Annotated in this window: 15 protein-coding genes and 4 pseudogenes; 12 read left to right on the top strand and 7 right to left on the bottom strand. The window is 69.8% G+C overall.

What is annotated here, in order from left to right; all coding sequences use genetic code 11:
- The first annotated feature begins 198 nt into the window (after window positions 1-198).
- The 11 genes and pseudogenes from ACRRRO_RS14390 (at window position 199) to ACRRRO_RS14440 (ending at window position 12,034) form a co-directional block, all read left to right on the top strand.
- Window positions 199-1,019 (top strand): annotated as a pseudogene (locus tag ACRRRO_RS14390) (DUF4397 domain-containing protein).
- A 91-nt stretch (window positions 1,020-1,110) separates the two neighbouring features.
- Window positions 1,111-1,785, top strand: coding sequence for a class F sortase (locus tag ACRRRO_RS14395; protein ID WP_434080455.1), 675 nt, complete (start codon window positions 1,111-1,113; stop codon window positions 1,783-1,785).
- Between the two features lie 127 nt (window positions 1,786-1,912).
- A pseudogene (locus tag ACRRRO_RS14400) lies at window positions 1,913-2,023 on the top strand (sigma factor); the annotation flags it as partial.
- A gap of 55 nt (window positions 2,024-2,078) precedes the next feature.
- Complete coding sequence (locus ACRRRO_RS14405) at window positions 2,079-2,414, top strand: RNA polymerase sigma factor (RefSeq protein ID WP_434080456.1); 336 nt, start codon at window positions 2,079-2,081, stop codon at window positions 2,412-2,414.
- On the top strand, window positions 2,401-3,156 hold the full coding sequence (locus ACRRRO_RS14410) for an anti-sigma factor (RefSeq protein ID WP_424796880.1): 756 nt from the start codon (window positions 2,401-2,403) through the stop codon (window positions 3,154-3,156). Before ACRRRO_RS14405 ends, ACRRRO_RS14410 begins: the two co-directional genes overlap by 14 nt.
- Before the next feature lie 359 nt (window positions 3,157-3,515).
- Window positions 3,516-4,835, top strand: a complete 1,320-nt coding sequence (locus tag ACRRRO_RS14415) for a short-chain fatty acid transporter (protein WP_424796917.1) — start codon at window positions 3,516-3,518, stop codon at window positions 4,833-4,835.
- A gap of 161 nt (window positions 4,836-4,996) precedes the next feature.
- Entirely contained in the window at window positions 4,997-6,454 is a 1,458-nt protein-coding gene (locus tag ACRRRO_RS14420; RefSeq protein WP_424796881.1) for a fumarylacetoacetate hydrolase family protein, read from the top strand.
- Between the two features lie 17 nt (window positions 6,455-6,471).
- Complete coding sequence (gene dapA / locus ACRRRO_RS14425; protein ID WP_424796882.1) at window positions 6,472-7,401, top strand: 4-hydroxy-tetrahydrodipicolinate synthase; 930 nt, start codon at window positions 6,472-6,474, stop codon at window positions 7,399-7,401.
- Between the two features lie 145 nt (window positions 7,402-7,546).
- Window positions 7,547-8,994, top strand: a pseudogene (locus ACRRRO_RS14430) (aldehyde dehydrogenase).
- Between the two features lie 27 nt (window positions 8,995-9,021).
- A complete protein-coding gene (gene hpaD, locus ACRRRO_RS14435; RefSeq protein ID WP_424796883.1) occupies window positions 9,022-10,104 on the top strand; it encodes a 3,4-dihydroxyphenylacetate 2,3-dioxygenase in 1,083 nt (360 codons plus the stop codon).
- A 41-nt stretch (window positions 10,105-10,145) separates the two neighbouring features.
- Window positions 10,146-12,034 (top strand): annotated as a pseudogene (locus ACRRRO_RS14440) (FAD-binding monooxygenase).
- 76 nt (window positions 12,035-12,110) lie between these two features.
- Here the strand turns inward: ACRRRO_RS14440 and ACRRRO_RS14445 are convergent.
- The 7 genes from ACRRRO_RS14445 to ACRRRO_RS14475 form a co-directional block, all read right to left on the bottom strand.
- The gene (locus ACRRRO_RS14445) at window positions 12,111-12,512 is read right to left on the bottom strand and encodes a thiamine pyrophosphate-dependent enzyme (protein ID WP_434080457.1); all 402 of its coding nucleotides are present in this window, start codon (window positions 12,510-12,512) and stop codon (window positions 12,111-12,113) included.
- Window positions 12,452-13,921, bottom strand: a complete 1,470-nt coding sequence (locus ACRRRO_RS14450; protein WP_434080458.1) for a thiamine pyrophosphate-binding protein — start codon at window positions 13,919-13,921, stop codon at window positions 12,452-12,454. The genes ACRRRO_RS14445 and ACRRRO_RS14450 overlap by 61 nt, the downstream gene beginning before the upstream one ends.
- Before the next feature lie 95 nt (window positions 13,922-14,016).
- A complete protein-coding gene (locus ACRRRO_RS14455) occupies window positions 14,017-14,697 on the bottom strand; it encodes a GntR family transcriptional regulator (RefSeq protein WP_434080459.1) in 681 nt (226 codons plus the stop codon).
- A gap of 437 nt (window positions 14,698-15,134) precedes the next feature.
- On the bottom strand, window positions 15,135-15,992 hold the full coding sequence (locus ACRRRO_RS14460; RefSeq protein ID WP_424787685.1) for a hypothetical protein: 858 nt from the start codon (window positions 15,990-15,992) through the stop codon (window positions 15,135-15,137).
- Between the two features lie 148 nt (window positions 15,993-16,140).
- Window positions 16,141-16,800 carry a response regulator gene (locus ACRRRO_RS14465; RefSeq protein ID WP_424787686.1) on the bottom strand — a complete coding sequence of 220 codons (660 nt, stop codon included), beginning with the start codon at window positions 16,798-16,800 and terminating at the stop codon, window positions 16,141-16,143.
- Complete coding sequence (locus ACRRRO_RS14470; protein ID WP_434080460.1) at window positions 16,788-17,051, bottom strand: sensor histidine kinase; 264 nt, start codon at window positions 17,049-17,051, stop codon at window positions 16,788-16,790. The genes ACRRRO_RS14465 and ACRRRO_RS14470 overlap by 13 nt, the downstream gene beginning before the upstream one ends.
- Window positions 17,021-17,986 (bottom strand): sensor histidine kinase, encoded by a 966-nt coding sequence (locus ACRRRO_RS14475; protein ID WP_434080461.1) that lies wholly within the window; start codon window positions 17,984-17,986, stop codon window positions 17,021-17,023. Before ACRRRO_RS14475 ends, ACRRRO_RS14470 begins: the two co-directional genes overlap by 31 nt.
- Before the next feature lie 375 nt (window positions 17,987-18,361).
- On the opposite strand from ACRRRO_RS14475, the gene ACRRRO_RS14480 reads away from it, so the two are divergent.
- Window positions 18,362-18,643, top strand: coding sequence for a hypothetical protein (locus ACRRRO_RS14480; RefSeq protein WP_434080462.1), 282 nt, complete (start codon window positions 18,362-18,364; stop codon window positions 18,641-18,643).
- Window positions 18,644-18,647: the final 4 nt, after the last annotated feature.

Raw genomic sequence — 18,647 nt, forward strand, 5'->3', positions numbered from 1 at the left:
ACATTGTGCCGTTCGGAAGGATCCGGCGGTAGATCTTCGGGTGGTAGATCCGAGCGGTACCTCATGAGGCCCTGACCGAACTCTCATCGGAAAAACTTCGGCCGAGGTGCATCCAAACGGGGGTCATCGCCAGAAAGTACCGGTGCGAACACCCACCGGCCCACCCGGGCCACATCCGATGGAGGAAACATCATGCACATGCGTCGCACCGCGCTGGCCGGATTGGCCGGCCTCACGGCAGTCACACTCGCCGCGGCACCCGCTTTCGCCGACACCACCGAACCCGGCGCCGCACTCTCTGTTCTGCACGGTGTGCCGGACATGGTCGTCGACGTCTACGTCGATGGTGAACTCACCCTGGACGACTTCGAACCCGGTGACCTCGCCGGCCCGCTCGAACTGCCTGCCGGCACCTACTCGGTGGCGATCACCGCGGCAGACGCCGACGACGACAGTGAGCCGGCCCTCGGGCCGGTGGACCTGAGTCTGGACGGTGGGATGAACTACACCGCGGTGGCCCACCTGGACGCCGACGGTGGGCCGACCGCCACCCTGTTCACCAACGACACCTCTGAAACGGGGCAGGCGAAGGGCGCCTGACAGTGCGGCACACCGCAGCCGCTCCGGCCGTCGACATCCTGGCCGGAGACGAGGCTGTCATCACCGACCTGGTCAACCCCGACGAGGCCAGCCTCGATCTGCCCGCCGGGACCGTGCCGGCGGCAGTGGCCGCAGCCGGCACCACCGACCCGGTGCTGGGCCCGGCCGACGTCACGGTCGGTGAGGGGTCACTCACGATCGTCTATGCGTGGGGCAGCCTGGAAGAGGACACTCTCGACCTGGCGGTCCAGACGGTCGATGGACTGCACTCGGCCCCGGGTGGTGTCCCCACCGGTCAGATCCCGGTCGAGGAAGCGGGCATGGCGCCGCTGGCTTGGGTCGTGATCACCCTCGGTGCGGGCCTCCTGGCCATCCTCGGATTGCGCGGCCGCAGCCAGGGCGCACACGCAACCAACTGACGAGCAAGCCCGGACGGGGCGGGAGTAGGAGTCCGAATGTTCAGGACGAGGTCATTGTCCCTCGGGATCCTGCTCTTGGCCGGAATCCTCGGTGGCTGCGCGACCCCCGACGCGCAGCCACCGAGCCGGTCTGTCTCGACCGACGCGCGCGGCGGCACGGCCGGGCTCCGCCGCGATCTCGCCGGGGGCGCCCGAGCAGGGGCGCACCGAAGCCACCGCACCCGGGTCGCAGGTCGTCCCCGGTGAGCTCGAATCACCCGCGGTCGAGGTCGACGTCAGCACCGCCAGGCTCGAGGCTGCCGGCCCCGAGGCCAGGACCCCGCCGGTGCGATTGGAGTACGCCGAGCGGGACATCACCCTCGACATCGACCCGGTCGGGGTTGCCGCGGACGGCCAGATGGAGATCCCTGACGACGCCAACAGGGCCGGGTGGTACCGCTTCGGTCCCGGACTGGGCGACGCGAACGGATCCATTGTCGTTGCTGCACACAACGGTTCCTTCACCACCGGCGTCGGTCCGTTCCATTACCTTCGCCAAGCCCAGCCAGGTGATTCGATCGACCTCATCGGCCCGGATGGGACGGAGGTGACCTATGACGTCGTCACCGTCACCAGCCAAGCCAAGGAGACCATCGACCTGGCCGACCACTTCCGGCGCGACGGGCAGCCCCGGCTGGTGCTCATCACCTGTGGCGGGCAGTGGGATGAGACGCGCGGTAGTTACAGCGACAACATCGTCGTCACTGCTAGCCTGCGACAAGGATGATCGAATCCCCGGTTGGCCCAAACATGGAGCCACGATCGTGCCGGATGGGCGGACGATGAGCGACGAGGCAGGGCAGGCTCGGGAGTCAGCCCTGGAGCGTGCCTTCGTCGCCGAGGACGACGGCGTCATGCGTGCGGTCTATCAACGGTGGTCGCCGCTGATCTACACGATCGCGTTACGAGCCCTGGGCTCGGTCGCTGACGCCGAGGACGTCACCCAGCAGGTGTTCGTGGCCGCATGGCAGGGTAGGACCAGGTACGACCCGACCCGGGCTCGCTTGCATTCCTGGCTGGTTGCCCATCGCGCGGAACAAGATCGTCGACGTCTATCAGCGCCGGACCCGGGACGGCCGCGCGCAGGACGCGGCCGAGGTCGTCGCCCGCCGGCCGGGTGGGGCCGGGGCCGGAGCCGATCCGGTCGTCGTCATCGACCGGGTGGTGATCGCCGAGGAACTGCGCCGTCTGGGTGAACCTCCGAGCACGATCATGCGGCTTGCCTTCTTCGAGGATCTGACCCACTCCCAGATCGCTGGGCGGCTCGACCTGCCACTCGGAACGGTCAAGTCCCACATCAAACGCAGTCTGCAACGTATGCGGGATCGGCTGGAGGTGACCGATGGAGCATCCTGACGATGGCACGTTGGCCCTCCTCGCTCTCGGGGAGCAGCAGGGCGTCACGCGCGCACAGAGCCGCCACGTCGCCGAGTGCGCGACGTGCCGGAAGGAACTCGAGGCGTTGCGCCGCGTGGTGAGCGCAGGGCGGGCCGGCGCCGGGGAGCCCGGCCTGGAGCGCCCGGGAGAGCACGTCTGGTCCCGGATCAGCGCCGAACTCCTCGGGCCGCCAGCCTCCGAACCGGCCGGTGCGCCAGAGGTGTCTGCGGTCGCGCCCGAGGTCTCTGCCGAGCCCGTGCGCGCGCCCGTTCCGCAACTGGCACGGCGCTCGTCCCGGAACTGGCGCACGGCGTGGGTGGCTGCGGCGGCCTTCCTGCTGGGCGTCGGCGCCACCGTGGTGGCTGACCAACTGCGCACGCCCCCGGCGCCCGAGGTGCTCGCCACGGCCGAGTTGGCGCCCCTTCCTGAGTGGAGCGAGGCCGACGCCGGCGCCGCCGCGCTGCACGAGGTCGACGGTGCCCGGGTGTTGAACGTCGAGCTCGACCCCGGCCTGGGCGAGGGGTACCGCGAGGTGTGGCTCATCGACAGCGATCTGGAGCGGCTGATCAGCCTCGGCGTCCTCGTCGGATCCGAGGGAGTCTTCGACGTTCCCGACAACCTCGATATGGGCGAGTTCCTGATCGTGGACGTCTCCGACGAGCCTTACGACGGCGACCCTGCCCATAGCGGAAACAGCATCGTGCGCGGCGAACTGTCCTAGGTGATCGCGGTGCCCCGCAGTGGCACTCAGCGGTGCCACGCGGTGTCACTCAGCGGTGGCACCCGGCGGTGGCACCACGCGGTGCCACTCAGCGGTGGCACCCGGCGGTGGCACCCGGCGGTGGCACGTGGCGGTGGGCCGGACCCAGCCCGAAGTGCCGCCCGCGCGGCGCCTGGTTGTGCCACGCTGAGGCCTGGGTGGAATCGTCGCCACCCGCCCCATCTACCCTCCCGGCTTCAGGTCGAGCCGAGAATCCGGGCGGGGACCATACTCAAGGAGGAGACATGGCAGACCCGAATAGCCAGGGAACGACGAAAGACGAGAAGAAGGCCGACGGCGGTGCGGTGCTGTCGGGCCTGATGCGCCCGTTGAACAGCCTGGTCGAGAGGTTCATCCCCTCGGCCCTGGTCTTTGCGATCGTGCTCACGTTCGTGGTGGTCCTGCTCGCCCTCATCCTGACCGACGCCGGGCCGGTGCAGGTGGTGGAGGAGTGGGGCAACGGACTGGCAGGGCTACTGGCCTTCATGACGCAGATGGCGCTCATCCTGCTGCTCGGGTACATCCTGGCCAACACCGGCCCGGTCCGGAAGGTCCTGGTGTGGCTGGCCAAGCGACCCAGGACGGCCATGCAGGGCTACGTGCTGGTCTTCGTGATCGCCGCGCTGGCCTCGCTGATCACCTGGGGCCTGGGCCTGGTAGCCGGTGCTCTGCTCGCCCGCGAGGTCGCCTATGAGTTCCGGCGACGTGACGAACCGATCCACTTCGCCATGCTGGTCGCCTCCGCCTTCTCCGGCTTCGTGGTCTGGCACATGGGCTACTCGGCGTCCGGTCCGCTGCTGGCGGCCACGCCGGACTCCTTCGTCGCCGAGCAACTCGGTGAGCCGCTGCCGATCACCGAGACGATCTTCACCCCGTGGAACATCGCCGCGGCCGGTGCCGCGATCATTCTGGTGGCCGTGGCGTTGCTGCTGGTCGCACCACGGCGCAAGGAAGCGATCGTGCCACTGAAGGTCGATGCCCGGGAGAAGGAGGTTGACGTCGCCGAGCAGGTCACCACCCCCGCGGACCGGGTGGACGCCTCTCGTGTGCCCACGCTGCTCACCGGGCTGATGCTGGTGGGCTACCTGGTGATCCACTTTTCCGGTGGCGGCACGTTGACCCTTGACCTCGTCAACTGGAGCTTCCTGGCCCTGATCCTGCTGCTGGTGAAGAACCCCTTTGAACTGATCGCGCTGACCAAGAAGGCCGCCTCCAACGTCGGGGAGATCCTGCTGCAGTTCCCCCTGTACGCAGGGATCATGGGCATCATGGCCGGCACCGGGCTGATCACGGTGATCTCCGACGCCTTGGTGTCCATCTCGAACCAGTACACCTTCGGGCTGCTTGCTTTCGTCGCCGCCGGCACCGTCAACTTCTTCGTGCCCTCGGGCGGTGGGCAGTTCGCGGTGCAGGCGCCGGTGATGCTCGAGGCGGCCGAGAGCCTGTCGGTGGACCCGGCGATCGCGATCATGGCGGTGGCCTACGGCGATCAGTGGACCAACATGATCCAACCGTTCTGGGCCCTGCCCCTGCTGGCCATCGCGGGGCTGAAGATGCGCGACATCCTCAGTTACACCACGATCACCCTGGTGACCACGGGCCTGGTGTTCGGCACCACGTTGGTGCTGATCTCGCTGTAGGCCACGCGTTCGCCCGGAGGCGCAGTGTCATCGGGCGCAGCAGGTGTCCCGTGGTGGCCACTCCCACGCCCGTCCACCTGTTGACACCGGGGGGTGGCGGGGGCAGGATTGGGATCGTATACGATCGTTCGTGGACGTCCTGGGCGAAGGAGCCGGTGCAGATGAGCAACGACCCGATCACCGCCGTCCTCGGGCACCGGCCCGGCAAGGTGATCGCGGTTCACCTCAGTTACGCCTCGCGCGCCGCTCAGCGTGGCCGAACCCCGGCGTATCCGTCCTACTTCCTCAAGACCACCTCCTCGCTGACCGGCTCCGGCCAGGTGATCCGACCGGCGGGCACCGAGCTGCTCGCGTTCGAGGGTGAGATCGCCCTGGTGATCGGCGCCGACGCGCGGGACGTCCCGCCGGAACGGGCCTGGGGTCACGTCGGCTGGGTCACCGCCGCCAACGACCTGGGCCTGCATGACCTGCGGTATGCGGACAAGGGCTCCAACGTGCGCTCCAAGGGCGGAGACGGCTACACCCCGATCGGCCCGCGGCTGCTCGACGCCACCGGGCTCGACCCCGCCCGGCTTGCCATCCGCACCTGGCTGGATGACGAACTCGTCCAGGACGACTCCACCGCCGGCCTGCTGTTCCCCTTCGCCCTGATGATCGCCGATCTGTCCCGCGTCATGACCCTGCACCGCGGCGATGTCATCCTCACCGGCACTCCCGCGGGAGCCTCGGTCGCCGGACCCGGCCAGCACATCGCCGTCGAGGTGTCCTGCCCGGACGATCCGGACCTGAGCACCGGGCGGCTGCACACCGAGGTGGTCGAGGGACCCGCCCTGCCCGACTGGGGCCATCCGCCGAAGGTCGACGACGCCCAGCGCGCCGACGCCTGGGGGCGGGAGGCCACCCCTGGCGAACCCCCGTTCGTTCTCACCGAGGATCTGCGCGCCCGCCTGGGAGCGGTCGCCGTGGCGACCCTGTCGGTGCAGATGCGCCGGCGCGGCTTCGACACCGTCTCCATCGACGGCGTACGTCCCCTGGTCCCGGGTCGCGGGCTGGTGGGCCGGGCCCGCACGCTGCGCTTCGTGCCCTACCGCAAGGACCTGTTCGCCGACCACGGCGGGGGGTACAACGCCCAGAAACAGGCGATCGACACGATCGGGCCGGGCGAGGTCCTGGTGATGGAGGCCCGCGCCGAGTCCTCGGCCGGCACCCTCGGGGACATCCTCGCGCTGCGGGCCCAGGTGCGCGGCGCCGCCGGCATCATCACCGACGGTGCGGTGCGCGATGCCGCCCCCGTCGCCGACCTCGACCTGCCCGTGTACTCCTCCGGGGCCCACCCCGCCGTCCTGGGCCGGCGGCACGTGCCCTGGGAGGCCGACGTGACCATCTCCTGCGGCGGTGCCACCGTGCAGGTCGGGGACGTCGTGGTGGCCGACGACGACGGAGCCCTGGTCATCCCACCCCACCTCGTGGCCGAGGTACTCCGGGACGCCGAGGACCAGGAGGCCGAGGAAACCTTCATCGCCGAGATGGTCGCGGCGGGGGAGTCGGTGCACGGGCTATACCCGATGAACGAGAAATGGCGGCAGGCCTTCGACGCCTGGCGCTCCACCCGCGGCTGAGCTCCGAGGAGGACACGATGAAGTTCCGCTCCGACCCCGCCCGTATCACCGGTGCGCTGGCGCCGGTGTTCACCCCGTTCACCGACGAGGGCGAGTTGGACCACGAGTCGCTGCGGCGCATGGTGCGCTGGCAACTGGCCAACGGTTCTCGGGGCATCTCCATCGGCGGGTCCACCGGCGAACCCTCCTCCCAGAGCCTTGCCGAGCGCGCGGCCGCGATCCGCACCGTGGCCCAGGAGGTGGGTGACGCCGTCCCGTTCCTGCCCGGCACCGGCACGGCGCAGCTGGAGGAGACCCTGGAGCTGACCTCGATCGCCCGGGACGCCGGGGCGGACATGGCGCTGATCATCACCCCCTACTACGCCCGGCCCACCCAGGAGGCGCTCTACGTCTGGTACTCCACGGTGGCCGCGGAGTTCCCCGACCTGCCGATCGTGGCGTACAACGTGCCCGTGCGTACCGCGGTGGACCTGGCCCCGGAGACCTTCGCCCGGCTGTTCCGCGACCACGACAACATCGTGGGCATCAAGGAGACCACCAAGGACTTCGAGCACTTCTCCCGCACCATGTACCTGTGCGGCCAGGAGGCGTTGATGTGGTCCGGGATCGAACTGCTGTGCCTGCCGCTGATCCCGCTGGGGGGAACCGGGTTCATCTCCGCGCTGTCCAACATCGCGCCGGCCGCCGTCGCCGAGACCTACGACGCCGCGATCGCCGGGGACTGGGACCGGGCGCGGGCGCTGCACTACGGCGTGCACCCGCTGGTGGACCTGATCTTCGCCGAGACCAATCCCGCCCCGGCCAAGTGGCTGATGGCCCAGCGCGGCCTGATCGCCTCGGACCATGTGCGTCCGCCCCTGGTCGGGCTGAGTGAGCAGGGCCGGCGCCGCGTGACCGAGCTGGCCCGCCGCGGCGAGCAGTACCTGACCCCGGTGGAAGGAACCTGAGGTGACCGCTGAGACGACCGGACCGACCCCGGCGAGCCGGCCCACGCCGTCGCCGGCTCCCGCCCCGCCGCCGGGCACTCCCGAGCGCATCCAGCACTACATCAACGGCGCATCCCTCGAGTCCCGCGGCGGGCAGACCTTCGAGGTGCTCGAACCCACTACGAACGCCGCCTACATCCGGGCCGCCGCCGGACAGGACGCCGACATCGACGCCGCGGTGACCGCCGCCCGGGAGGCGTTCGAGACCGGCCCGTGGCCGCGGATGAGGAACCGGGAACGGGCCCGGATCCTGAACACGATCGCCGACGCCGTCGAGGCCCAGGACAAGGCGCTGGCCACCATGGAGTCCTTCGACACCGGTCTGCCGATCACCCAGGCCCGGGGCCAGGCCCGCCGGGCGGCGGAGAACTTCCGCTTCTTCGCCGACCTGATCGTGGCCGGGACCGATGACGCCTACAAGGTCCCGGGCATGCAGATGAACTACGTGAACCGCTCCCCGGTGGGGGTGGCCGGGCTGATCACCCCGTGGAACACCCCGTTCATGCTCTCCTCCTGGAAACTCGCCCCGGCGCTCGCGGCCGGGTGCACCGTGGTGCTCAAACCCGCGGAGTTCACCCCGCTGTCGGCCTCGCTGTGGGCCGGGATCTTCGAGGAGGCCGGCTTGCCGCCGGGGGTGTTCAACTGGTCAACGGCATCGGGGAGGTGGCCGGTGACGCGCTGGTGAGGCACCCGGGCGTGGACCTGATCTCCTTCACCGGGGAGACCACCACCGGGCAGACGATCTTCGCCAATGCCGCCCCCACGCTCAAGGGCCTGTCCATGGAACTGGGGGGCAAGTCCCCGGCGCTGGTGTTCGCCGACGCCGATCTGGAGGCCGCACTGGACTCCACCCTGTTCGGGGTGTTCTCCCTGAACGGGGAGCGCTGCACCGCCTCCTCCCGGATCCTGGTGGAGCGGTCGGTGTATCAGGAATTCGTGGCCGCCTACGCCGCGCGCGCCGAGAACATCAAGGTCGGACCGCCGTCGGACCCCGACACCGAGGTCGGTGCGCTGGTGCATCCGGAGCACTACGACCGGGTGCTGGGCTACGTGCGGGCCGGGAGGACCGAGGCGCGCCTGGTCGCCGGTGGAGGGCGCCCCGAGGGACTGGACCAGGGCAACTACCTGGCCCCCACCGTGTTCGCCGACGTGCCGCCCGAGGCGTCGATCTTCCAGGAGGAGATCTTCGGACCCGTGGTGGCGATCACCCCCTTCGACACCGAGGATGAGGCCGTGGCGCTGGCCAACAACGTCAAGTACGGCCTGGCCGCCTACATCTGGACCAAGGACGTCACCCGCGCCCACACCCTGGCCGACCGGATCGAGGCCGGGATGATCTGGATCAACTCCCATAACGTGCGTGACCTGCGCTCCCCGTTCGGAGGCATCAAGGCCTCCGGCCTGGGCCAGGAGGGCGGCTACCGGTCGCTGAACTTCTACTCCGAGCACAAGGTTGTGCACGTGACCCTCGGCGCCGTGCACACCGCGCGGTTCGGGGCCACCGGGTATGACGAGCAGGACCCGTTCTTCGCCGCCAAGAGGGACGAGGCCTGAGATGGCACGCGCGCGAGGGAGCCGGTCATGACCCAACCCGGCACGGACAGCCCGACGACGGAACCCGCCCCGCCCGACATCGTGCGGGCGGCGTACATGGAACTGGTGGTGACCGACCTGGCCGCCGCGCGGGAGTTCTACGTGGACATCCTCGGCCTGGTGGTCACCGAGGAGGACGAGACCGCGATCTACCTGCGCACCCTGGAGGAGTTCATCCACCACAACCTGGTGCTCCGGGTGGGCGACGAGCCGGCAGTCGCCGCGCTGGCCTTCCGGGTGCGCAGCCCACAGGACCTGGATCGGGCCGACGCCTACTACCGGGACCTGGGTTGCGACGTGCGCCGCAGCGCCGAGGGGTTCGTGCGCGGGATCGGTGCCGCCGTACGGGTACAGGACCCGCTCGGCTTCCCGTATGAGTTCTTCTACGAGACCGAGCACGTGCCGCGCCTGGCGTGGAACTATGAACGCTACGGCGCCGGCGCGTTGGTGCGGCTGGACCACTTCAACCAGGTCTATCCCGACGTGGTCGCCGGCGCGGCGTACCTGGAGAACCTCGGGTTCAAACGCACCGAGGACATCCGCGACGACGACGGGATCACCTACGCCGCCTGGTTCGCCCGCAAGCACACCGTGCATGACACCGCACTCACCGGCGGGGACGGGCCGCGGATGCACCACATCGCCTTCTCCACCCACGAGAAGCACAACATCCTCTACATCTGCGACAAGCTCGGCGCGCTGCGCCGCTCGGACTGCATCGAGCGCGGCCCCGGCCGGCACGGGGTGTCCAATGCCTTCTACCTCTACCTGCGTGACCCGGACGGGCACCGGGTGGAGATCTACACCCAGGACTACTACACCGGCGACCCGGACAATCCGGTGGTGACCTGGGACGTGCACGACAACCAGCGCCGGGACTGGTGGGGCAACCCGGTGGTGCCGTCCTGGTACACCGAGGCCTCCACCGTGCTGGACCTGGACGGCAACCCGGTCCCGCTGCAGGAGCGCCAGGAGGCCAAGGAGATGGACGTGACCATCGGCGCCGACGGCTTCTCCTACACCCGCAAGGGCGAGACCGACCACGGCTTCAAACTCGGCAACCAGGTCTGAGCCCCAGTGCGCACCCTGACAGGCTCAGAGAGGAGTCCCCAGTGAGGTTTCACCATCACGGGTACGTCACCACCGACCCGCGCATCCAGTCGGCGGCCGGGGTGGGCCTGGACCGACCGGAGGAGATACCCGATGAGTTCGACGTGCTCGTGGTGGGTACCGGCCCGGCCGGGACGATCACCGCGGCACAGTTGTCCCAGTTCCCTCACGTCCATACCCGGATCATCGACAGCCGCCCGCACCGCCTGGCGATGGGCCACGCCGATGGGATCCAGGCCCGCAGCGTGGAGACCTTCCAGGCCTTCGGCTTCGCCGGCCGGTTGGCCGAGGAGGCCTACCGGATCACCGAGATGGCGTTCTGGAAGCCGGACCCGCAGAACCCCGACCACATCGTGCGCACGTCCCGCCCGGCCGACGACCCCACCGGCATCAGCGAGTTCCCGCACCTGCTGGTCAACCAGGCCCGCATCATCGACTACTTCAACGAGTTCATGGCGAACTCACCGGCCCGGATGCGGCCTGATTACGGCGTGGAGCTCCTCGGCCTGACCGTCGGGGAGGGTGAGTATCCCGTGCGCGTGCGGCTGCGCTACACCGCCGGGCCCCGCGAGGGCCAGGAGCGCACCGTGGCTGTGAAGTACCTCGTCGGCGGGGACGGGGCGCACAGCAAGGTGCGCAGGGAGATCGGCGCCACCCACGTGGGCGACCAGGCCAACCACGCCTGGGGGGTGATGGACGTGCTGGTCACCACCGACTTCCCCGACATCCGGCTCAAGTGCGCGATCCAGTCCCGATCCGGGGGCAACATCCTGCACATCCCGCGCGAGGGCGGGCACCTGTTCCGCATGTACGTGGACCTGGGGGAGGTGACCGCCGAGCGGGCCGCGACCGTGCGCCGCACGCCGATCACCGCCATCATCGACAAGGCCAACGCGATCCTCACGCCCTACTCGATGGACGTCAAGCACGTGGCCTGTGGAGCGTGTACGAGGTGGGCCACCGGGTCACCGACAAGTTCGACGACGTACCCGCCGGGGCCGAGTCCGAGCGCCTGCCGCGGGTGTTCATCGCCGGGGACGCCTGCCACACCCACAGCGCCAAGGCCGGGCAGGGCATGAACGTGTCCCTGCAGGACGGGTTCAACCTGGGCTGGAAACTCGGGCACGTGCTGGACGGGCGCAGCCCGGAGTCACTGCTGGCGACCTACTCGGCCGAGCGGCAGGTCGTGGCCCAGAACCTGATCGACTTCGACCGGGAGTGGTCCACCCTGATGGCCAAACCGGCCGATGAGTTCGAGGACCCCTCGGCCCTGGAGGACTTCTACGTCAAGACCTTCGAGTTCCCCGCGGGCTTCATGACCGAGTACGAACGGTCGATGATCACCGGACCGGCCACCCACCAGGGCCTCGCCGAGGGTTTCACCGTGGGCAAGCGGTTCAAGTCCGCACGGGTGGTGCGGGTCTGCGACGCCAACCCCGTGCACCTGGGTCACCTGGCCGAGGCCGACGGGCGCTGGCGCATCTATGCCTTCGCCGACGCCGGCCCGGCGGGGGAGGACTCGGCGCTGAGCCGGTTCGCGCACTGGCTCTCCACCTCGCCGGACTCGCCCGTGGTGCGGTTCACCCCGGCCGACGGCGACGACGACGCGATCTTCGACGTCAAGGTGATCTTCCAGCAGGTCCACCCCGACGTCGACATCAACGCCGTGCCCACGGTCTTCAAACCGACCGTGGGGCCCTTCGATCTGCTCGACTACAACAAGGTGTACGGGGTGATGGAGGGCGAGGACATCTTCGACATCCGCCAGATCGATCGCGGCGGGGCCGTCGTCGTCGTCCGTCCGGACCAGTACGTCGCCCACGTGCTCCCGCTGGAGGCGACCGCAGACCTGGCCGATTTCTTCGCCGCCAATCTGCGCCCGCCGGCGTGATCCCCTGACTTCGCGGATCTTGGACTGAGCGCGCGCACGCCTCGGTGCGCACGCACTCGATCCACGTGCCGCGAAGTCAGCGTTGGTCGCGGGTGGACTTGGCCTCGAGGGAGGCGGCCAGGAAGTCGGCGACCACCTCGGTGGAGATGGACACATCGAGAATGAACACGCCCTCGGTGTGGGTGGCCAGCCACTGGCGCAGGACGTCCAGGTCCGCCAGCGTGCGCGCTTGGATCCCCTCGGCACCGAAGGCGCGGCCGAGCGCGGCGAAGTCGACCTCATCGATACGCATCGCCGCATCGTGCAGACCCGCGGCGGCGTACTGGTGCAGTTCGGCGCCGTAGGCGGCGTCGTTGAAGACCACGACCACCGCCCGGTGTGCGGTGCGCATCAGGGTCTCCAGGTCCGCCAGGCCCATCAGGGCCCCGCCGTCGCCGGTGACCAGGACGGTGGTGCGGTCCGGGCGGGCGGCGGCCACACCGGCGGCGGAGCCGAAACCGAGCCCGATCGACTGGAACGCGGTGCCCAGCAGCACCATCGCGTGGGGGTCCGGGAGAAGTACATCGGCGCCCACCCGATGAAGTTGCCACCGTCGGTGACCACGGAGCGGTCCGCGGGGAGGATGCCGTCGAGTGCGGCAGCCACGACGCGGGGGTTCAACCGGCCGTCGGTGCAGAACTCGACCCCTGCTGCTGTTCCGGTGCCCTCCGGGGCGGCGAGCTCGGCCGGGGTGAACTCGGCGCGGTCGATCTGCGCGGATCGGAACTGCGCCGTGGCCACCTGCGGAACGTGGGCCCGCCAGGTGCGCGCCTCATCGGCCTGCCGCAGTCGTTCCAGTAGCCCGCGCACTACCGGCACCAGGTTGGCGTGGACGGCGTCGGTGACCATCGGATGGTCGGCCGGGGACTCGTCGTCGACCCTGATCACTCGGGTTCCCTCCGCGACCAGGGTGCCGTACCGGGTTTGGAAGGGGTTCAGGCTCGCGCCGAGCACGAGCACGACGTCGGCCCGGCGGGCGACGTCGAGGCGGTGGGCGCGAGTGAAGCCACCGGCGATGCCGAGGTTCCACGGGCTGTCGATGACGCTTGCGGCCATCACCGAGGTCATGAAGAGGGCACCGAGCCGATCGCCCAGCGCGCGCACGTCGTGGCCCGCCCGGGCAAGGACCGTGCCCCGGCCGGCCAGGATCAGGGGGCGGCGCGCGGCGCGGAGGGCCTCGGCGATCCGGTCCAACTCCTCGGCTGACGGTGCTGGGGGGCCGATGGGCGCGGGCAGGGGAGGGGGCTTCTGGCCGGTGCGGGTGCCGGGGTCCGCGTGCTCACCGGGTGTCTCGGCCGAGGGCGCCCGGTGGGCCGGCTGGTCGGCGTCGGGCAGTGGCACGGTGGCCAGGTCGTGGGGGATGGCCAGGACCACCGGACGGCGTGTCTGCAGCGCCAGGTCGAAGGCATGGTGGGTCAGGGCAGCGGCGTCGGCGGGGGTGACGGTGAGCGTCGCCACGCCGACGGCGGCCGCTGCCGCGGTTTGGTCAATGTCGAAGGTGCGCAGGCCGGTCGACGGCGCGTCGCCGGTGATGAGCACCAGGGGGACGCGGGCCCGCGCGGCCTCGGCCAGGCCGGTGTAGGTGTTGGTGAAGCCGGCGCCGTAGGTGGTGGTGGCGGCCGCGATCTGCCCGGTGGCCCGGTGGTAGGAGTCGGCCATGGTCACGGTGGCGACTTCGTGGCGGGCCGAGGTGAACGGGAAACCGGAACTCGTCAGGTGGCTCACCAGGTGGGCGTTGCCGTTGCCCAGCAGGCCGAAGAGGTGCCCGGCACGTTCGCTGATCACTTCGGCAACCGCGATGGACACGGTGGGGGTGTGCGTGGACACGGTCGGGGTGTCCGTGGACACGGTGGGGCCTTGTGTGTCTGGCTTGTCTGGCACGGAACCTCCGGTCGTCATCGTCCAAGGTGCTCGTCGTCGTCCTTCGCTGTGCTGGGCGGTCCCTACGGTGCGCTGTCAGGTGCCGCCGTGCCGGCCGGCCAGGAACTCCTCCATGGTGCGCAGCTTGTGGGGGCGCGCGCGGCGTGCTCCACCTCGCCCGCCGGCGCCTTGGTGCGGATCAGGTGGAGCAGATCGTCGTGCTCGGCGATCGAGACCGCCGGGCGCGAGGACAGCCGGATGAAACTGGAGCGGCGGATCATCGCCATCCGCTGCCACTCCCGGTCCACCAGGTCCAGCAGGCGCTGGTTCGGGCAGACCCCGCAGAGCACCCGGTGGAAGCGTTCGTTCAGTGCGGTGAAGCGCACCGGGTCGAAGTCCCCGTGGTGCAGACGGCGCATCTGCTCGTTGACCTCGGTTGCCTCGGCGACCTGCTCGGCGCTCAGGGCGGGCGCAGCCAGGGCGGTGGCCGCGCCCTCGAGGTAGGCCAGAGTCTGCATGGCGTCGGTGTAATCGCGCTCGTTGACTCCGCTGACCTCGGCACCCACGTTGCGGGTGAAGGTGACCAGCCCCTCGGCCTCCAGGCGACGGATCGCCTCACGGACCGGGACGGGGCTGACCTCGAACTCTCGAGCGAGTTTGTCCAGCACCAGCCGGTATCCCGCGCCGTAGGTGCCGGTGAGGATCCGGTCGCGTACCCGTTGGTAGACCATCTCGGACTTGGAGACCGCGACGAGTCTGGTCACTGCGCTCCCTCCGTTGGTGCCGGCCTCTGCTCGCGCGCCTGGCGCTGCTCGTGCGCCGGCCGTGCCGGCACCCAGCATCATATACGATCCTGCGTTCCCAGGTCAGCGGTGGGCGGCCCCGCCGCACACCTGAACGCGAACCGCCCCCGCGACGCACGCGCGACGGCGGCACAGCGGTTCAGCACGCTGTCGGCGAGACAGCGGTTCAGCACGCTGCGGATGGTTCCGAGCCCACCCGGTCCAGTGCCGCCGAGCCCGCCCGGTCCAGTGCCGCCGAGCCCGCCCGGTCCAGTGCCGCCGAGAGCGACCCCTGTAGCCGAAGGCGAGTGTTCGGCCACTCGCCCTCGGCCACGAGGCTCGCCCTGGAGCCGAAGCCGGCCGACGCCGTGCGCCGGGGCGTTGAGGCACCGGGGAGCCGTAGGCGGCCGGGGCCGTGCTCAGGGGCGTTCGCGCAGGTGCAGGTCGCCCGCGGTGCTGCGGAAATCGTAGATCCGCTCGGCGCCGACGGTGCTGGACAGACCCTGCGTCAGGGTCGAAGCGGTGGTGCTGGTGCGGATCTCGTACTCACCGGCGGGCAGTTCGAACAACACGTCGGTGGCCGTGGTGCCCACATTGATCGAGGAGGGCAGTTCGGTGCCGTGGAAGCTCACCATCCCTGCGGTCATGTCGATCCGGACCGGGCCGGAGACGGCCAGGTCACGGGCGATGACGTCGGAGGCGGTGCCGTCCACCTGGAGGGAACCAGCACTTCCGGTCAGGTGCATGTCGGCGGCGGTGGAGTTCACCGAGACGCCACCGAAGTCCCCCTCGATCTGCCCGTCCCCGGCCGTGGTGCGCAGGTCCAGGTCCGCTCCGGCCGAGGTGCGCGGCAAGGTGACCTCCACGTTGGCCCCCCGGCGGGAGGACAGTGACGGGGTGAGGATGCCCAGGCCCCGGCCAGGCCGTTCCACCACGATCGAGAGCTCTCCGGCCCGCACGCTGTGCCGCAGGATCAGGTCGGGGTTGTTCTGGGTGAACTCGAACTCCACCTGATCCACATCGGCGTACCGCACCTGCACGTCGGTGGCGACGGTGCGCAGTGACACGCTGTCCACCTCTTCGGTGACCTGGTGCAGGCCGCTCTGGTTCTCGTGCGTGGCCAGTGCGACCAGCCGCACCCCGGTGGGGACCAGGAGGCCGATCAGCAGCACCGTGCCGATCAGGAGCAGGGCGGCGCGAAGGGCGCTGTTGGGCCGCGCGTGCGGGGTGCCTGACGGCGGGGGAGAGGTGGGCTGGGGCGTTGCGGTGGCGGTCATCGTGGGTCCTCAGGAAAGGTCGGTCGGAGTGGCGGTGTGCCGACGACGCGTTCGCCGGCTACGTGCGGGGGTATCTGCGCCGGCGCGGCGTGCGATTGGCCGGCTACATGCGGGGGTGTGCGCGGCCCTGGGTTTCGGGGCCCCGGCGTCATGTCCCTCCGTTCTCGTGCCGGAGGTATCGCAGCACCGCAAGCACCCGCCGATTGCCGGTGGCCTCGCTCGACAGGCTCAACTTCGTGAAGATCGAGGAGATGTGCTTCTCCACCGCACCATCGGTGATGTGCAGTTGCTTCGCGATGGTGCGGTTGGCGGCGCCGGCGGCCATCGCGGCCAGCACCTCGCGCTCCCTGGCAGTCAGGGCCGTGAGCTCGTCCACCCGGCGCGAGCGCACCAGGATCTGGGCCACCACCTCCGGGTCCAGGGCCGTGCCACCGGCTCCCACGGTGGCGACCGCATCCAGGAAGTCCGTCACATCGGCCACCCGGTCCTTGAGCAGGTAGCCCAGGCCGGCGGTGTCACTGGCGATGAGTTCGGCGGCGTAGCGTTCCTCGACGTACTGGGACAGCACCAGCACGCACGTGTCGGGGTTCTGGGACCGGATCAGCACCGCGGCCCGGATGCCCTCGTCGGTGAACGTCGGGGGCATGCGCACATCCACCACGGCCAGGTCAGGGCTATGGGTGTCCACAGCGCGGAGCAGTTCGTTGGCGGTGCTCACGGTGGCCACCACCTCATGGTCGGCGTCGCTGAGCAGGCGCTCCAGTCCGGCGCGCAGCAGAACGGCGTCCTCGGCAATCACGATTCGCATGGCACCAGTACCTCGATCTCGGTTGGACCGCCCTCGGGGCTGGTCAGGGTGAACGTGCCGCCGGCGGAACGGACCCGGTCGCCGATGCCACTCAAGCCCCCACCGGGTGTGACGTAGGCCGATCCGCGCCCGTTGTCGGTGATCCGCCCGCAGACTGCGCCATCGCGCCGGTTGACCTGCACCTGTGCGCTGGTGGCGCCGGAGTGTTTGGCGACGTTGGTCAGGGCCTCGGCGACCACGAAGTACAACACCGCCTCGGTCTCGCCATCGAGGCGACCGGCAGGTTCACCTCCAGGCGCACCGGGACCGGGCTGCGGGAGGCCACCGCGGACAGTGCCGCATCGAGGCCACGATCGGTCAGGACCGCCGGGTGCATGCCGCGGGCGAGATGGCGTAGTTCGGTGATCGACTCCTTGATCTCCTCATGGGCCTCATCCAGCAGTTGGCGGGCTCCCTGCGGGTCCTCGTCGAACCGGTGCTTGGCCATGCCCAGGGTCATTGCGGTGGAGACCAGCCGCGGCTGAACGCCGTCGTGCAGGTCGCGTTCGAAGCGGCGTCGCTCGGTGTCGGCCGCACTGACCGCGCCCTTGCGCGCCTGCGCCAACTGGTTGACCTGCCCGGCCAGCGCCGCCGAGCGGCTCGGACCCAGCAGGGCCACCGAGGCGGCCTCGTCCAGCCGGCCGATGTAGGCGACGTACAGCACCAGGAGCAGCAACGCGGCCAGTCCGGCTGCCACCGGCATCGCCCAGGAGACGGTGCCGGCGTTCGCGGACAGGGTGAGCCACTCCAGCAGGCCGATGCCGCCGGCGAGGATGAGGAGCATGCCGCTGCCCACCAGCATCGTGATCAGGTGGTGGGCGAGCGTTCGCCAGGTGACCGGATCGGTCATGTCGGTCAGGCCCTGGGCGAAGGGGCGGAGCCAGTCGGTGCGAGTGGTGCGGCGGCGGTGGGGTGCCTCGATGGCCACGTTGTGCAGGGCCATCGCGCGGTGCCGCTCAGCAGAGCCGCTCACCCGGGTCAGAGCGGCGGTACCGAGGAGGAGCAGCACGCCGAGGCCTGCCAGCAGGATCAGCGGAATACCTGTGGCGATCAGGGCAAGGAACAGCGTCACCCAGAACGTTCCGACGATGAAGTCCAGGAACAGGTCCACTGCCCGTGACCAGGTGGTGATGAGTTTGGTTTTCACACCCTGAACGCTACGGGCGCCCGGTGGTGGCTTCTACGGTGCTGGCCGGTCAATCCAGGGGAGGGTTTTCCCCACCCCGCCACACGTGCGGGCACGATACAACGTCTCCCGCTGCCACCGTGGACGGCGACGCACTAGGCTCGGGTACGCCGCAGGACCGATGCGCGGCCGGCGCGGCCGGCCCGCACACGGTCCGTACCAGGGATGTGGTCCGCTGGAGGAGTCGAGGAGTGTCAATCGCAATGGAGGGTTCGCCGGATCTCGCGAACACCGTCCGCGACACCCAGCCCGCACGTCCGCGATGCAGCCACGGTCCCCGACGGCCCGCCCGACGCCCGAGAGTAATTGTGATTCGCCCTTGATGGAAGGAAGATGATGAGCGCAACTGATGGCGCCAACTACGCCCCTGATCCGATGCCGGCGCCGGTGGTGGGGCCTGGTGAGTTCGTGTTCGCCGCGATCGGGTTGGATCATGGTCATATCGGGGGGATGTGCCAGGGGTTGATCGGTGCTGGGGCGCAGTTGAAGTGGGTGTATGACCCTGACCCGGCCAAGGTTGCGGCGTTCAGGCAGAACTTCCCGCAGGTGCGCGTGCGCGTAGTGAGGCCGAGGTCCTTGAGGATGATCAGGTGCATCTGGTGGCCGGGGCTGCGGTGACTGC

This window comes from Sanguibacter sp. Z1732, from assembly GCF_051020515.1.
Taxonomy (GTDB): domain Bacteria; phylum Actinomycetota; class Actinomycetes; order Actinomycetales; family Beutenbergiaceae; genus CALKWS01.

Bases quoted from the DNA above. Each gene is read 5' to 3' on its own strand.
- ACRRRO_RS14410 (WP_424796880.1), top strand. From the start codon at position 2,401: ATGGAGCATCCTGACGATGGCACGTTGGCCCTCCTCGCTCTCGGGGAG.
- ACRRRO_RS14415 (WP_424796917.1), top strand. From the start codon at position 3,516: ATGCGCCCGTTGAACAGCCTGGTCGAGAGGTTCATCCCCTCGGCCCTG.
- ACRRRO_RS14420 (WP_424796881.1), top strand. From the start codon at position 4,997: ATGAGCAACGACCCGATCACCGCCGTCCTCGGGCACCGGCCCGGCAAG.
- dapA (WP_424796882.1), top strand. From the start codon at position 6,472: ATGAAGTTCCGCTCCGACCCCGCCCGTATCACCGGTGCGCTGGCGCCG.
- hpaD (WP_424796883.1), top strand. From the start codon at position 9,022: ATGACCCAACCCGGCACGGACAGCCCGACGACGGAACCCGCCCCGCCC.
- ACRRRO_RS14460 (WP_424787685.1), bottom strand. From the start codon at position 15,992: ATGACCGCCACCGCAACGCCCCAGCCCACCTCTCCCCCGCCGTCAGGC.
- ACRRRO_RS14465 (WP_424787686.1), bottom strand. From the start codon at position 16,800: ATGCGAATCGTGATTGCCGAGGACGCCGTTCTGCTGCGCGCCGGACTG.
- ACRRRO_RS14480 (WP_434080462.1), top strand. From the start codon at position 18,362: ATGAGCGCAACTGATGGCGCCAACTACGCCCCTGATCCGATGCCGGCG.